This is a genomic window from Vibrio frigidus (genome assembly GCF_042465995.1).
Classification (GTDB): domain Bacteria; phylum Pseudomonadota; class Gammaproteobacteria; order Enterobacterales; family Vibrionaceae; genus Vibrio.
Genome location: NZ_JBCDMC010000001.1, coordinates 725,515 through 741,779, shown reverse-complemented (window position 1 = coordinate 741,779; position 16,265 = coordinate 725,515). Strand labels below are relative to the sequence as shown.

The 16,265-nt window shown below is 40.7% G+C and carries 13 protein-coding genes; 7 read left to right on the top strand and 6 right to left on the bottom strand.

Going from position 1 to position 16,265, the window contains the following annotated elements; translation table 11 throughout:
* Positions 1–4: 4 nt before the first annotated feature.
* From AACW90_RS03315 to AACW90_RS03300, 4 genes are all read right to left on the bottom strand, one after another.
* A complete protein-coding gene (locus AACW90_RS03315; RefSeq protein WP_390230718.1) occupies positions 5–826 on the bottom strand; it encodes a Cof-type HAD-IIB family hydrolase in 822 nt (273 codons plus the stop codon).
* Between the two features lie 31 nt (positions 827–857).
* On the bottom strand, positions 858–1,550 hold the full coding sequence (locus AACW90_RS03310) for an L-ribulose-5-phosphate 4-epimerase (protein WP_390230716.1): 693 nt from the start codon (positions 1,548–1,550) through the stop codon (positions 858–860).
* A gap of 119 nt (positions 1,551–1,669) precedes the next feature.
* On the bottom strand, positions 1,670–2,134 hold the full coding sequence (locus tag AACW90_RS03305; protein WP_195706246.1) for a PTS sugar transporter subunit IIA: 465 nt from the start codon (positions 2,132–2,134) through the stop codon (positions 1,670–1,672).
* A 91-nt stretch (positions 2,135–2,225) separates the two neighbouring features.
* On the bottom strand, positions 2,226–4,004 hold the full coding sequence (locus tag AACW90_RS03300) for a PTS ascorbate-specific subunit IIBC (protein WP_195706245.1): 1,779 nt from the start codon (positions 4,002–4,004) through the stop codon (positions 2,226–2,228).
* 391 nt (positions 4,005–4,395) lie between these two features.
* On the opposite strand from AACW90_RS03300, the gene ulaR reads away from it, so the two are divergent.
* The 7 genes from ulaR (at position 4,396) to AACW90_RS03265 (ending at position 11,355) form a co-directional block, all read left to right on the top strand.
* Positions 4,396–5,151: an HTH-type transcriptional regulator UlaR gene (gene ulaR, locus AACW90_RS03295; RefSeq protein WP_195706244.1), complete on the top strand. Its 756-nt coding sequence runs from the start codon at positions 4,396–4,398 to the stop codon at positions 5,149–5,151.
* A 40-nt stretch (positions 5,152–5,191) separates the two neighbouring features.
* Complete coding sequence (ulaG, locus tag AACW90_RS03290) at positions 5,192–6,259, top strand: L-ascorbate 6-phosphate lactonase (RefSeq protein ID WP_347999277.1); 1,068 nt, start codon at positions 5,192–5,194, stop codon at positions 6,257–6,259.
* 419 nt (positions 6,260–6,678) lie between these two features.
* Positions 6,679–7,626 (top strand): LysR family transcriptional regulator, encoded by a 948-nt coding sequence (locus AACW90_RS03285; RefSeq protein WP_390230711.1) that lies wholly within the window; start codon positions 6,679–6,681, stop codon positions 7,624–7,626.
* Between the two features lie 297 nt (positions 7,627–7,923).
* On the top strand, positions 7,924–8,403 hold the full coding sequence (locus tag AACW90_RS03280; protein WP_390230708.1) for a hypothetical protein: 480 nt from the start codon (positions 7,924–7,926) through the stop codon (positions 8,401–8,403).
* A 10-nt stretch (positions 8,404–8,413) separates the two neighbouring features.
* Entirely contained in the window at positions 8,414–9,340 is a 927-nt protein-coding gene (locus tag AACW90_RS03275; protein WP_390230705.1) for a tripartite tricarboxylate transporter substrate binding protein, read from the top strand.
* Positions 9,341–9,405: 65 nt separating this feature from the next.
* The gene (locus tag AACW90_RS03270; RefSeq protein ID WP_390230702.1) at positions 9,406–9,861 is read left to right on the top strand and encodes a tripartite tricarboxylate transporter TctB family protein; all 456 of its coding nucleotides are present in this window, start codon (positions 9,406–9,408) and stop codon (positions 9,859–9,861) included.
* Between the two features lie 9 nt (positions 9,862–9,870).
* Entirely contained in the window at positions 9,871–11,355 is a 1,485-nt protein-coding gene (locus tag AACW90_RS03265) for a tripartite tricarboxylate transporter permease (RefSeq protein WP_390230699.1), read from the top strand.
* Between the two features lie 350 nt (positions 11,356–11,705).
* On the opposite strand, the gene AACW90_RS03260 is transcribed toward AACW90_RS03265, so the two are convergent.
* Both AACW90_RS03260 and AACW90_RS03255 read right to left on the bottom strand, forming a co-directional pair.
* Positions 11,706–13,856, bottom strand: a complete 2,151-nt coding sequence (locus AACW90_RS03260; protein WP_390230696.1) for a heparinase II/III domain-containing protein — start codon at positions 13,854–13,856, stop codon at positions 11,706–11,708.
* A complete protein-coding gene (locus AACW90_RS03255) occupies positions 13,856–15,994 on the bottom strand; it encodes a heparinase II/III domain-containing protein (protein WP_390230694.1) in 2,139 nt (712 codons plus the stop codon). Before AACW90_RS03255 ends, AACW90_RS03260 begins: the two co-directional genes overlap by 1 nt.
* Between the last annotated feature and the right edge of the window lie 271 nt (positions 15,995–16,265).

Sequence of the window (16,265 nt, the reverse complement as noted above, 5' to 3'; positions counted from 1 at the left end):
AATTTTATCCTTTAATTTTCTCACGAATAAGATGGGCTAGCCCACCTTGGTTGTTATCTGATTGACACACGAGATTAGCGGTAGCTTTAACTGTCTCATCGGCATTGCTCATTGCAACACCTAACCCCGCTAGCGTGATCATGGAAATATCATTGTGGTTGTCACCCACCGCCATTACTTGCTCTGGCAGGTAACCATGTTGCTTTAAATATTCAGCTAATCGGCTGCCTTTTGAATTGCCTTTAGCGGCAAAATCGACCCGATTGGACCAAGAACGTTCTCCGGAAAAGTTATCGCTTACAAAATTTAACGACTCTAATTCGGCGATATTTTTCGGATCTCCTTCGATGACAAATTTCCATATATAATCGGCTTCATCTATCTCTTCTTCGAAAGAATCAACACGTTTGATACTTGGCCGTAGATGTTCGTCAAAACTACCTGCCCAAGACTCTAATGCCGTCATATAGTCAATGGGTTGGTGGCGTGAATAGACCATAGAGTGAGTGGTATAAAGCACAACTTTCATGCCATAACCTTGAGCCAACTGTAAAAACTTTTTCGCGTTTCGTTTGGAAATAGCGTTTTCTATGAGCACTTCATGATTGCGATAATCATAGATATAAGTTCCATTACAACAGATGGCCGGAGTATCCAATTCAAGTTGTTCATAATAAGGTTTTGCAGCAGTATGATGACGACCGGTTACCATCAATACGTGGCATTTTTCCTTCGCTTCTCGAATTGCTTGTACAACATCTGGATGAATACCATGTTGGCTGTTGAGTACTGTTCCATCCATATCGAGCGCAAGAACCTTATACATGACTACTCCTCCTCATTACTGATCGTTAACGTTATCGCTGTCCATAATAAGCATTGGCACCATGTTTCCGGTTGTAATGTTTATCTGATAACTCTGATTGAATTTTAATATCGCTATTGAGAGAACGAGTCGCAAGAGCCATTGCAGAGACCTCTTCTAAAACGACCGCGTTGTGAACCGCATCTTTGGCGTCTTTTCCCCAAGAAAACGGAGCATGACCAGCAACAAGGACACTTGGTACCGCTTGAGGGTCAATATTTCGGCTATGAAACTCTTCAATAATCACATGACCCGTATTTTTTTCGTATTCAACGTCTATTTCTGCAGGCGTTAAATTACGCGTACATGGGACATCACCGTAAAAATAATCCGCATGAGTCGTCCCAAGAGCGGGAACATCTAAGCTAGCTTGTGCCCAAACGGTTGCACTTCGAGAGTGGGTATGAACGACACCACCAATATTTGGAAACGCTTTGTAGAGCTCAATGTGAGTATCGGTATCACTTGAAGGGTTCAAAGTTCCTTCAATTCGTTGACCTTCAAGGTTCACGACAACGATGTCATCAACACCCATATCGTCATATTCCACACCTGATGGTTTGATCGCGATAACACCTAATTTACGATCGATTTCAGAAACATTTCCCCAAGTAAATGTTACCAAACCGTATTTAGGTAATTGCAGATTTGCATCTAATACGCGTTGTTTAAGTGCTTGATACATATCTTTTAACCTTATTCTGGATGTAAAGAATCACTCGGCATCTGCGTTGAGAAGCCGACCTTTACATGAATGATATTGTGGTACTAAAGCCCGATTAAGAGCGCTTTAGCTAATTGAATTTATTCCGCTAACGCGGCATCTATCACTTGATAAACGTCTTCCACTGATTGGCAGGCCAAGAGCTTTTCAACATCAACGCCAGATTCGCTATCTTCATCATCAAGTACTTGAGTAACTTCCATCAGCCCTTCCATATGCTCATCAGATGAGCCTCCTGCAAGTGTTACCATCACTCTGACTTGTTCACCTTCAATATCGAGTGGCGTTGCCAAAGTAACCAATGCGAAAGCCGTTCTGTTTACACCATCTTCAGGGCGAGCATGTGGCATTGCAAAGTCTGGAGCGATACAGATATAAGGGCCTAGTTTTTCAATACTACGAACAATTGCTTTGTAGTAACTGGGTTCAACCGCCCCTGATGCTTCAAGCATATCAGTGCCGATTTTAATCGCTTCACGCCAGTCCGACGTCTCTACATTTAACTTAATTGAATTGTTTTCGATTAGTGATTGTTTAAAACCCATTATACATCTCCAGTAAAAAGGGTTGCTAGAAAGGGCTCCTAGCAACCTTTGTTTCTTATTATTTATTAATATTTATACATTTTAACACGGCTTAGTTGGTTCTTTGAGCCGCAAATGTTTTGTCAATTAGCTCTACCAATTCATCACCAAATGTATTCGGGTTAAGCATATTCTGGACACCTAGAATATATTTGCCTTCACCCACTTCCATTTCGCTTGAAAGGTGTTTAGAAGAAACGATGATATCGGTTGAAGATAATTTCGACTTATAGTCCGATACCGCGCAAGAATCCATCACATGCGGGATACCTTTCTTCTCTAGATATTTACCGATTTTCATTTTCATCATCATTGATGAGCCTTGACCGTTACCGCAAACCGCTAGGATGCTGATAGGTCTAACGCCATCTGATTGTGCGACAGCTTGTTGTACTGCTGCTATCACTTCTGGTGCTTCTTGTTGTAAGTCGTTACCACCATCTTGCGCCTGTGCATCTTCTTCCGCACGTAATTGCTTAGATGCGAAGTAGAAGTATACGAACGCTAATGCAACCAATACCCAGATGAATGATTTAGACGCAGAGATACCAGCAAAGATAGGTGGGAAGACTAATGCCCAATCGGCCATGCCCATCCAACCGCTAAACTCAACACCATGACCACTGATTAATTGAATTGCCCAAGCTGAACCAACCACTTCGATAATACCCATCACGAAGCAGATCTTCATCACGGCTTTCCAACCACCGAAGTGGTTTGCAAAAACACCAATCGTTGCGTTAGAGAAGAACATTGGGATAAAGCCAGGAATAATCATGATTGGCGAGTCAAACGCCAACATAGCAAGTACCGCTGTAAACTGACCAATCGCACCCCACATGAAACCAAACACCATCGCGTTTGGAGAAAATGCATAGATAGCCGCACAGTCAATAGCAAGTACCGCATTTGGAATAACGCGCTCAGAGATACCTTTAAATGCTTCAGACAATTCCGCGACGAACATACGTACGCCAGCAACGATAACTTGAATAGCAACAGCAAACTTAAGACCGGTTTCTAGAATATAGATAGACCAATGCGTTTTGCCAGCCATTGATTGAAGGTTATCAAGACCGAAAGAAAGAAGAATGATACCAAAGAAGACTGTCATTACGATGGCAGTAGCGGCAATACTATCGTGGAAAATATGTAGCCATTTTGGTAACTCAATATGATCTACGCTATCGTTTTTATCGCCTAGTTTCGGAGCAATTTTAACCGCAATCCAAGAGGCAACTTGTTGTTGGTGACCAATAGAGAACCCAGCACCGCCGGTTACTGCTTCAGTGGGCTTAAACATGATGTTGGCTGAAATGCCCCAATATAGAGCCATCAATATTGCTGAGTATATGATGGTTTCCCACATTGTATAATCAAGAATATAGTAGAAAACAGCAACAAGGCCGGCTTGCTGGAACATGATGTGTCCAGTAAGCATGATAGTACGTACGCCTGTGAAGCGGCGGAACAATACCATCACAATATTAAGACCAAGCGCTAAAAGAACGGCGTAACCAACCCAAGAGTAGTCATCACCCATGTTCTCCATTGTCGCCATCATTGTGGTGTATGGGTCGATAACAGAACCAGTCAAACCATGGAATTCAGAAAGTTTTTCTATAACAGGTTTGAATCCCTTAACTAGCGTTCCCGCACCCACTTGTACCAGCATAAAGCCGACAATTGTTTTTATAGTACCTTTAATGACTGTCGTCGTATCACGTTTCAACAGACAGTAACCGATGCATGTTACCAAACCAAGTAGTAACGGTGCTTTCGTCATTACTTGACTGTAAAAAATATAGAATACGTCGTATAAAAACTCCATATTTTTACCCCTTTTCATTTTTTAATAGTTTTGTATAGGACAGAGCTAATTGATCTATTATCTGATAAATTAACTCACGATTGTTTTGCTCACGTCACTAAACATAACAATCATAAATAATCATTCAATGCTCATTCGTGATTATTTTGATTTAAATCAATAGTACTCACCATTGACCATAAAAAATGTTGTTTTGATCCACAAAAATGACCAAAAACAATCACGATCTATATAAAACAATAACTTACATGTTTTTTATGACGAGATTCAAACTTTACAACTAGTATGATTTGACATGACAACCCGTGACCGTTAGACTCATAACGAGTCAAAAGTAATCACGTAGTAATCATTTTGTGATTTGCACTGATAAAATAGTTGGTACCATAATATGAACGAAGTACAACGACACAACGGCATTCTTTCTTTACTTGATGACAAACACGCCATCAAAGTAAGCACTATTATTGATACTTTTAATGTTTCTCCAGCAACAGCAAGAAGAGATCTCTCTAAGCTTGATGATTTGGGAAAATTAAGAAAAGTTCGTAACGGGGCTGAACGTATAGAGAAGCTTAAAAAAGTTTGGTCACCATTAGGCCCTGACAATACTGAGCATTATGGTGAAAAGACGAGAATCGCTGCTGCTGCCGCCGGTTTATGTGATAGAGGTGATAGCGTCGTTATCAACTGTGGCTCAACTGCATTTATGTTGGGACAAGAGTTATGCGGTGAAGACATCAAAATCATTACCAACTACTTTCCATTAGCAAGCTACTTGATTGAACAAGACCACGACTGCGTCATCATTACGGGTGGTCAATACAATAAATCTAAAAATATCTTCTTAAATCCAACACCTGAATTAACAGGAACGTACGCTGGGAACTGGATGTTTACCAGTGGTAAAGGCTTTACCGAACAAGGCCTTTATAAAACAGATATGCTCACAGCGGTCGCTGAACAGCAGATGTTGGAACAAGTCGGTAAATTGGTTGTGGTGGTAGACAGTTCTAAAATTGGACAGCGCTCGGGCATGTTATTTTGCACCACTTCCAAGATAGATATCCTAATCACAGGCAAAGATGCTGATCAAACTGTTATCGCAGCACTGCGAGAGAAAGGCATCGAAGTCATTCTAGTTTAATGAATCAATACGGTTATTAACAAATCAATAGGGTTATACGATGAGCAAAGTAAACGAAATCACTCGCGAATCTTGGATTTTAGACACATTTCCAGAATGGGGCACTTGGTTAAACGAAGAAATTGAAAACACAGAAGTACAACCAAACACGTTTTCTATGTGGTGGTTGGGTTGTACAGGTGTATGGCTTAAAACGGAAGGTAACACAAATATTTCGATGGACTTTTGGTGTGGTGTTGGCAAAAAAACACAAAAAAATAAGTTCATGAAAAATCAACACCAGATGATGCGTATGGGGGGTGTTCGTGAACTACAACCTAATCTTCGTACTTCTATTTTCCCACTCGACCCATTTGCAATTAAAGAAATTGATGCAGTATTGGCATCACACGATCATGGCGATCATATCGATGTTAACGTTGCGGCTGCTGTGCTTCAAAATTGCGGAGATCACGTTAAATTTATTGGACCAAAAGCCTGTGTCGATCTTTGGCAAAGCTGGGGAGTGCCAGAAGAGCGTTGTTTAGTTGCTAAAGTTGGTGACGAAATTCAAGTCGGTGACGCATTAATCAAGGTACTTGATTCGTTTGACCGTACAGCATTAGTAACATTACCTGAAGGTACTTCATCTTTAGATAAAGATATCCTTGACGGAATGGATGATCGAGCAGTCAACTACTTAATCGAAACTACTGGTGGTTCTATGTACCACTCTGGTGATTCACATTATTCAAACTACTATGCTAAGCACGGCAACGATCACAAGATCGACGTTGCGCTGCTTTCATATGGTGAAAACCCACGTGGTGTTACGGACAAGATGACCTCTTCCGATATTCTTCGCGCTGGTGAAGCACTAGATTGTGAAGTTGTTATCCCTTTCCATCATGATATTTGGGCTAACTTCCAAAACGATCCAAAAGAGATAGAAGTCTTATGGAACATGAAAAAAGATAGACTTCAATACGGTTTTGCTCCGTTCTTCTGGCAGGTAGGTGGCAAGTATACTTACCCTACAGACAAAGGCCGTATGCACTATCAACATTTCCGCGGATTCCGTGACATCTATACCGACGAGCCAGAGCTACCGTTCAAAGCGTTTTTGTAAGATACACGTATAGCCAATCTGATAATAAAGCCCTCGTTTACGAGGGCTTTTTGGATCTTACTTTCCACTCCCACATGCCTGTCGACATTAAACCGAAGATAAAATCCAACCTAATTGTAGCTAGAAACGTATTAAAGCGACAAGTCGGAGCTTATGCTACATAATTCGTCAGCAGCTCGCTTATGACGTAATATCGTTTAAAACACGCTCAAAAAATTGAACATGGTTTAGGTTAACCTTACCCAAAGCGTTCCGCGTGTTAGACAAAAATAAAAATGACACTATTTTACCAATGAATTGCGTTGAAAAGCGGATTTGTGGCGTTATTTAACCTAACGATAAAACACTCGATACCTATCAGTCATTCTCATAACAACAAAACTTAATTACCACCAAATTTGATAAAAAAGGAACCGTTAATGTCTATTACCAATCAGCTTTCATTATTTATTGATGTTGTTCAGCAAGGTTCTTTTGCAAAAGCGGCCACACTGCATGACATGGATAACTCTTCGCTTTCCAAGCAGATAAAAAAGCTAGAGATGACGTTAGGTGTTCAACTTCTCAATAGATCAACGCGATCTTTTTCTCTGACATCCGCGGGTGAAGAGATTCTCAAACAGACTCATGTCCTAGTTAACACTTTAAATAATATCCACAACATCGCCGATTCTTATCGTTCTGAGCCAAAAGGTATCATTCGGGTCGCTAGCTCGATCTCTTTTGGACAAGAATATTTACAGCCAGCGATCACCAAATTCATGCTCAAGTACCCCGAAGTGAAAGTGACGCTTGAACTAGAAGATAAAAAAACGGATATTATCTCAAATCAGTTTGACCTAGCATTTAGAGTTGGAAAACTAGCCAACTCTAACCTTATTGCAAAAAAAATTGCCAGCACCAATTTCGCATTGATCGCATCTACGTCTTTTTTAAAAAAATATGGTCATCCGAAAACCCCCGAAGACTTAATCGCCTTACCTGCTGTTGTTTATAGTAACGGAGAGACAACACTAGACTTGATTCAAATGAGCGATTCGCCGCACGGCAGCCAATTGAAGAATTACAAAATGAAGGGCAATTATAAGGTTAGTGATGCCCGAGTTTTGATGAGCGCTGTTAAAGATGGATTAGGGTACTCTATGATTGATCTATTTAACTTAGACCGTCCACTGTCCGAATCCGACCTTGTGCCATTACTTACTGACCATACAATATCTACAATGAACACGGGTATCTACGCAGTCTACCCCCATCGAAAACAGACGATACTTGTAACTGAGTTCATTCAATCGGTTCAAGATCACATTGGCACACCTCCCTTTTGGGAAGCTTACATTTCTAACTATAAAAACCTCTACAAATAAAGCTCAGTTTCTGGTTTAAGGGGCATGCCGCCCCATTGAGTCATGCCTTCCTGAATACCAACAATATTTCTTAATACAATATTTAAAATGCTGCTATCAGAAATTGTCAATGAGCAATTTTGATAAAGTGTGCGAATAATGTATTTAAACGTCGATAAACCTGTTAATAACATGACCTACATCAAGGTTCTGACGAACGTATGTGATCGGGTTATCACTCAGAGATATTCCTCTTTGATGGGCATATAATAATACAATATACTTTTTACATCATTTGAAGACACATGGATTTGAGGTATGAAAAGTCATATAGAGATCGCGAAAGACGCTATTTCAGTTGTTACCCCATCTATCGAAAAACTTTTCGAGCGAACCAATCGTCAAGAGCTTCACATCGTCATTATGGATCCAAGGCTAAGACCGTGGGATAGCACATTTGAAGATGCCATTCTTTATCAAACATCACTAGGTCAGCCTGAGTCATGGACTATTCCATTTGATAAGCTTGCTCGTAAAAAAGCAAAACAAGCGTGGTGCAACAATAGCGCTAACATCCAAACTCAACTAATACACCCCTCTTCGCTCCAAAAAGACGATATTCTCTATTTCGGTTCTTTTGTATATGGAAATGTCGTCGTTGGCTGCAGCGGAGTTCAACAATGGTACGACATGCTCATCAGCGGTTGGATAGCTGTTGCGTTCGAACAACTCGCAATGCATGAGTATCAAACATCAAAAATAAACAACCCTACCCAAACCTACAGAAACTACGAATAAAGGTATAAATATGAGCAAGTTATTAAAATCCTTGATGATCGCCGCGGGTATTCTAGCATCAGCATCGACATTCGCTGCTGATTATCCAAGTAAAAACATCCGACTTATCGTTCCTTTTGGTGCTGGTGGCGGTACAGATGCAGTGGGTCGTACTATCGCAAACAGTGCGAAAGATATTTTAGGTCAAAACTTTGCTGTAATGAACCGCACAGGTGGCGCTGGTGCAGTTGGAATGAGCTTTGGTGCTCAACAAAAACCGGATGGCTACACACTGACTGTCGTTACCCGTGAAATAGCATCTCTTCCTCAAATGGGATTAATGCGCCACTCTGCAGAAGACTTTAAACTTATTCGTTTGGTTAACTTAGACCCAGCAGTCGTCCTTGTTCCTATTGATAGCCCTTACAATACAATCAACGATTTAATCGCAGAGGCGAAAAAGGCCCCTGGTAAAGTTAAATTTGCCTCTACAGCAAAACCTAACTTCTATTTGATGGCACTAGAAAAGCATGAAGGTATCAAGCTTAATGCTATCCCTTACAATGGTTCTTCTGAGGCGATACCTGCCGTACTCGGCGGCCACACTGATGTAACAATGGTGACGCCTGGTGAAGCTATTTCTCAACTTCGTTCAGGCCAGTTGAAAGCGTTGGGTGTAATGTCTAACGACAGAATTTCTTACATTCCTGACGTGCCGACACTTAAAGAACAAGGCGTTGATGTGACAACAGGAACATGGCGTGGTATCGGTGCGCCTAAAGATACGCCAGATGAAGTTATCGAAATTCTTGGTAAAGCGTTTGACGAAGCAATGGCATCAGCTGAATTCAAAGACTTTATGGAAAAAGGCGCAATGACTATCCATAATATGAATGCGGAAGACTTTACTCAATTTGTTAAAGATGACACCAAAGCGCTTGGTTCACTGATTAAATAACTTTCTATTTTGGGGCTGACCATTAGCCCCTTTTCTTTTGCGATATTATTTTAAGGATGGATTCTATGCTAGATAGAAACGTCATTTTCCCGTCCATAGTTATTCTTTTAAGTGCAGTCGCATTTTTCTTTATTGGCCAGTTTGACGAACCCATGTATCAGGAAGCAAGCGTAGACGCTAAATTCTTCCCACGAGTGATCGTTATCGGTCAAATAATTCTTTGTCTCGCTTTGATATTCCAGCACAAAGCGAAATCTAGGTTAAACGAACCCCAAGATACAACCTCGATTTTTTCAAAACTCTCTATTTTCGGACTTGGGTATTTAATTGGATACGCAGTAATAATGAGCTTCGTTGGTTATTTAATTGCCAGTCTACTTGCTTTTATTAGCTACCTTATTTATTTCAAAGTAAAAAAACCACTCTACTATTTTGTCGCTGTTGGTTTTGTACTTGGTATTTATTATCTTTTCGGCACTGTGTTTCTCATTGTTTTACCCGAAGGGTCTTTGTTCTACTAGGAGTTTCTCATGATTGAGCATTTATTAAATGGGCTGCTCACAGCGTTCAGTCCTGGTGTTCTACCCGTTCTCATTTTTGGTGTATTGGGTGGCGTAATTTTAGGCGCTTTGCCTGGCTTAACCGCGACGATGGGTGTGGCTATTTTATTACCGTTTACCTTTGGTATGGAACCAACAGCTGCTCTTGTCATGCTTATTGGCGTGTATATCGGTGGTATCTATGGTGGTTCCATTGCTGCAATACTATTGAAAACACCGGGGACGCCGGCTTCCGCCGCTACAGTATTAGATGGTCATACATTAGCCGTGAGGGGTGAAGCCGCCAGAGCACTTAGTATCTCAGCGGTTGCTTCATTCGTTGGTGGGTTGTTAAGTACGATCGTGCTTATTGCTATCGCTCCAATGCTCGCTAAATTTGCTCTAAAATTTAACGCTCCTGAATACTTTGCACTCGCACTTTTTGGTTTAACTATCATTGCTAGTGTATCGGGTCAAAACATTCTTAAAGGGTTACTGGCGGGAACTATTGGTCTACTTATTTCAACCGTTGGCCTTGACCCTATCAGTAGCGTTCCTCGTTTTACTTTTGATGTTATGGATCTCTATAGTGGTATTAACGTAATTCCAGTGTTGATTGGCTTATTTGCTATTTCTGAAGCACTCAATCAACTAGAAAAATTACTCAGTGAATCACACGTTAAACCACCTAAATTTAGTCAAAAATTACTTAGCAAACAAGATCTAAAAGATATGATGCCGACAGCAATAAAAAGTGGCCTTATTGGAACAACAATTGGTTCCGTACCCGGGGCTGGTGCCGATATTTCGGCATTTGTTTGTTATAACGAAGCAAAACGGTCGTCTAAAAATCCTTCAGAATTCGGTAAAGGCTCGGTACGCGGTTTAGCCGCTGCAGAAGCAGGAAACAACGGAGTCACAGGGGGCTCTTTAGTTCCGCTACTTACATTAGGGGTCCCTGGAGATGCGGTTGCTGCGGTATTGTTAGGCGCTCTCATAGTCCAAGGTTTAACACCTGGTCCACTGCTATTTAGCCAAAATCCAGAAATTGTATATGGTATCTTTAGCTCAATGCTCGTCGCTAACATTGTGATGCTTTTGGTCGGTTTACTTGGTATTAGATTCTTCTGCCGTATTATAGAAGTGCCTAAAATGCTAATGATCCCTATCATTATTTTCTTATCTATTATTGGTGCTTACGCGATAAATAATTCAATGTTTGATATCGGTATCGCTATTAGTTTTGGCTTGTTAGGTTTTGTACTAGGAAAATTAGACATACCGTCTTCACCTATTTTGCTGGCTATTATCCTTGGCCCAATGGCAGAAACTAACCTTAGGAAAGCACTACTCATGTATGAAGGCAGCTGGTCATTCTTATACGAAAGACCCATTGCGCTTGCTTTCATTCTGCTCGCCATATTCTCTGTTTATTCAACAATGCGATTAAAGAAAAAGCAAGCCGCAGTCACTTAATAACCATACAAGAAAACAAAAACAACCTATCCGAAGCAGTTGGATAGGCTGTTTTTATTAATATGAAAATATCAAACTGTTCTTATGATGATCGGCCCAATAATAATATATTCTTACTTTGACAAATATATACCTTACTCCTTGCAAAGATAAGAATAATCACGCTATCTCATTGTATTTATACTAAATAATCTTCGGTTAGTAAACATAATCACATTCATATTGTTCTCAAACTTACTTAGCTCTACATAAATTTCTAATCAATAATTTCTCGTTTGATATTAGACCAAAATTTTGGTCGTAAAAAAACCGAGCAATAAAGTGATCGGCTTAGACGGTCTAAATATTGGCTATACTAGCGCGAATGGACCTTGCCATTCGAACGTCTCACCATCAAACGAAATGCTCTGTTTCATTGCGTGATGTTCTTCGGTTAGGTTAGATATTGCATAGCGATAACAGTTTCCAGTAGTGGTCTTAATATTCACTACTGTAGCCTCATCGTTATGTCCTAACACTTCAACCGATGTCACCAAACCTCGAGCTCCAATTGACGCTTCTATCGACTCATTAAAATAACCATGTGTTTCTAGTACAGAGGCAAACACATGGTTTTGGCCGATCTGACGCTGAATCAAAGCGGGTTCGCTACGTAGGTTAAAATCATGATCTTTTGCACCAGTACGAGCAAAAATGAGTTCCGCATTATCGCAACCAGAAGTAATCAATGAATAGTAGCTGTCACCTTGTAACCAGGTGATTAGCGAACCTGCGTCAACACAGCCTTTACCTACATTCCACAAGTGCTCGTAACCATTGTCTTTACCCAAAGGACGTAACTTAGAGGCAACCTGGTATTCAAAATCGGTACGAATTATCTGACCATTGTAGTGGACTGGCAGGTCATATTGATGCTCTCTGCCTGCGACAATTCTATAGACGTCAATGACCAATGGTTTTTCAAATTCAGGTAATTCGACCAACAAAATACTACGCTGCATATCAATACCGTCATAGTACTCTGATATCGTTCCGCTCATCCCCTGAAGAGACTCGTCTTCAGTCACGAAGAAATGCTTTTGGCCAAAACGTGATTCAGCCGTAGCCGTATCAAAATTGTTCTGCGTTTTTTGATCAACCGTTACCGTATTGTGCGCGACAGTTTGCTTACAATATGATTTGTTTTCTGGGATATAACGTCCACCAAATTTTGGCTCTACATTTACCCAACGACCAAAACCATAGTCATTTAGCACTTCCTGACCACGATTAAACACGCTTAAATGCAAACCGTCGTAATGCCCATGATCGAGTGCTGAGTGATATTGATGATCACTGCCGTGTTGACCAAACCATAATAACGCCATGGTATCGTCATCTTTCTTATCTCGGTGGCGAAGAATACTCACACCACCCATCTCACCTTCTGGCCCATCAGTAAGAAACAAGCTTCCCCAACTGAATGGTTTGATATCGGTTGCTTCTGCTACGGAATTAGATAGGTTTTGACCACATGCATGAACCCAAACATCTTGTTGATGGTTGGCCATACTTTGTAGCGTATCGCTTTGTTCATAGCGTTGAAAACAGACGCTTGTTGCGATAATAACGCCTTCATCATTGATACTAATCGTTTTAGATGAGTCATTTAACGCTGGCAATGTTCCGTCTGGAAACGCTGTTGCCATCACTGAATAAGTCGTTGTTTTAATTACTGAATCATTATAATGGTAGATGTCCAAGTCTGGCTGACGACGTTCAATCGCTTCCGCAAACAAGAATATTGGACGTAAGGAAAAACGATGATAATACGGCCCTTCCATGTAATAACCATCTGGTGAGAATAACTGGTCTAATTGCGCGAGAAAACCACCACTCACCCTGTCCATTTTTAAGCCATATAGCGCTTTGTCTACCGCCGATTGATCGTTTATCGCATAACCACAAATGCCGACTGCAGCTACTGCCCATAAGCCGTGATTATGGACAATATCAAAATCATGTGCATAGGTGATTACAAACATATCAATCATCTGTTTAAAAAGGTCATCTTCTAACTGACGTTTCGTTTCTTCCGTTAACGTGTGAAATACACAGCTATATGCACAAGATGCATACAGCATCCACATATTTTCATTCAGCGTTTGATGAAACAAACGACCCGGTGGATTGCTATCTCGACTGACATTGCTTTCTAATGTTGGATATACCGTCGCGTAGGCCGTGAGCATTTCAACAATGTAGCCACGGTATTTGTCATCTTGAGTGATAAGGAAAAGACGACCGGCTAAATCCATATGAATGTAGTTTTGCTTATGGCGATTATGTTCGTAGCCTCCTGCTTCACCATGCCCTGGTACCTCTATTCCTACTTCATTAACATAAGATTCAACAAGTGCAATATCGCGATCAAGTGCTTTGCCTAATAGCGTATCCTTGCCTAGATCTTTACTTAATTCAGCCGCCTCTTCGAAGCTTAACAGTAAGGGTTGGTAGCTCATTATAGTGTCTCCTGCTTGACAGCAAAGTAACCTGACCAGCTGTGGATTTTGTCTTTTATAGTGATTGTATGCGTCGCGTTTTCGTCAGAACCTTGTTCATTGCAGAGCATCAAGGTGAGTCGAGTTTTATCCGTCATAATTTCGATAACAGAACCTTCATTGTTAAAACCAACAACATTGATACCTTGAACCTTGCCTCTAGCATTTACAGATTGCTCGAACTCTTCATTGAAGTAGCCATGCGTCTCTAACACAGAAGCAAATAATGTGGATTCACCGTTTGAACGTAAAATGAAACTTGGTTCACTTCTAAGGTTGAAGCTAGGGTCTTTCGCGCCACTACGGGTGAATATCACCTCATCGTGTTCATTAGAACTTGTACCGAGCCATGTGTAGTAGGTGTTACCCTGCAACCAACTCACTAATGCAGTCCCATCGATCGGTCCGCGGGCGACATCCCACAAGTGGTCATAACCGTGTTTATCACCCAAGGTGGCAAGTTCTTCCGGGCTTGTGTATTCAAAGTTAGTACGAACAATTTGACCGTCATATTGCTGTGCAAGGTCGTATTGGTGTTGACCTTCCGCATTGATTCGATAAAGGTCGATAAGCAGTGGCGCTTCTAATTCGTCAGTTTGCAGCATAAAGACACTGCGTTGCATCTGAGTATTGTCATAATGGTCATCAGCAAACGCACTCATTCCCTTAAGAAATGCACTTTCTACACTGAAGAAATGCGGTTTTCCATGAATACCGTCAGCACGCTCTACATCAAAATAATTTTGACAAGTTTCATCTATTGTCACCACATTATGCGCAATCGTTTGTCGAGAGTACGATTTGTTCTCGTCTAAATAACGGCCACCAAATTTTGGTTCAACGTTAACCCAACGACCAAAACCATATTCGCGAAGCACTTCCTGCCCACGGTTAAAATAGGTAATGCCAAGCGTATCAAAATGGCCATGACCCATTCCGTGTTGGCCATAGTTCATACACAACTGGAACACATCTTTGGTTTTGTCTTGCATACGGACAAAGCCTTGTGCTCCTTTGTCTCCATCAGGGCCTTCATTCAACTCTGTACTTGGCCAAAACGGCATACCAATACTCTCAGATTTTTCTAAAGCACGAGACAGTTCTAAACCACAAGAATGCATCCAGACTCTATTCTGAATTTTGGCCATGCCGACGAGATTATCATCCAAACCGTAATGTTTTGCATATTGACTAACCGCAACTTGAACGCCCATGTCCCTAATACCCATCGTACGAGAGGCATCATTAAGCGCTGGGAAGTCTCCATTTGGATAAGCGGTTGAAAGTAGGGCCTGTACCGTATTACCAATAACGCCATCTTTATAGTTGAAGATATCCAATTCTGGCATATGACGATGTAATACTTCTGCAAACACACACGTTGGACGTATCGCATAGCGATGATAATACGGGCCTTCCATATAGTAACCAGAAGGAGCAAATAATTGGGAAATTTGAGCTAAAAATCCGCCAGTCCCATCGTTGTCGATACCAAATACTGACTTTTTCAGATACTCAGTTTTACCAATCGCTAGTCCACATATGCCAACAGCGGCAACGGCCCAAATACCATGGTTATGTATACGATCGAAGTCATGTGCATATTTTACCGTGAACATCTCTAACATCGGATCAAAGAGTCGGTCAATAATATGTTGACGTTGCTCTTCATTCATCGTTGAGGCAACACAAGAAAAGGCGATACTGGTATAAAACAACCAAACATGTTCATTCAAAATTTGATGAAACAAGCGTCCTGTTGGATTGGTATTTTTCTGAACGTGATAATTGAAAGTAAGATATTTGTCTGCATACAACGCCAGTAATTTAGTCACAAAGTCGGCGTATTTTTTCTCTTCTGTAATGAGGAAAAGACGTCCTGCAAGATTCATATAAGAGTAGTTTTGCTTATGGCGATTATGTTCGTAACCACCTGCTTCACCATGGCCGGGAACATCTGAGTCTAGCTCCATAAACGCCTCTAGTTCACCTATATTAGCTGCGATGGTTTTACCCATTAAGCTATCACGTCCTACCTCTTTTCGTAATTCAACTATTTCTACTTTATTCAGTAATATTGGTTGGGTAATGACGTTCATTATTATCCTCTATCGTTTCCGGCTTGAGCTCAACATCAGGACAAACATTGTTTAAGCACTAAAACCTAAAATTTTCATAAAAATACAAGTATAAAGTAATACAATTGAATTAAAAAGTCTCGATTTTCTTATAAAATAAGGATGTAAATCACACTACCTCTATCCATTTACATCATGAATATGGCATTAGAAATATATGAAAGACATAGTAAACACCTGATTAATAATACTTTAGAAAAATACATTCGATTGACATCACAAATATTCCGTC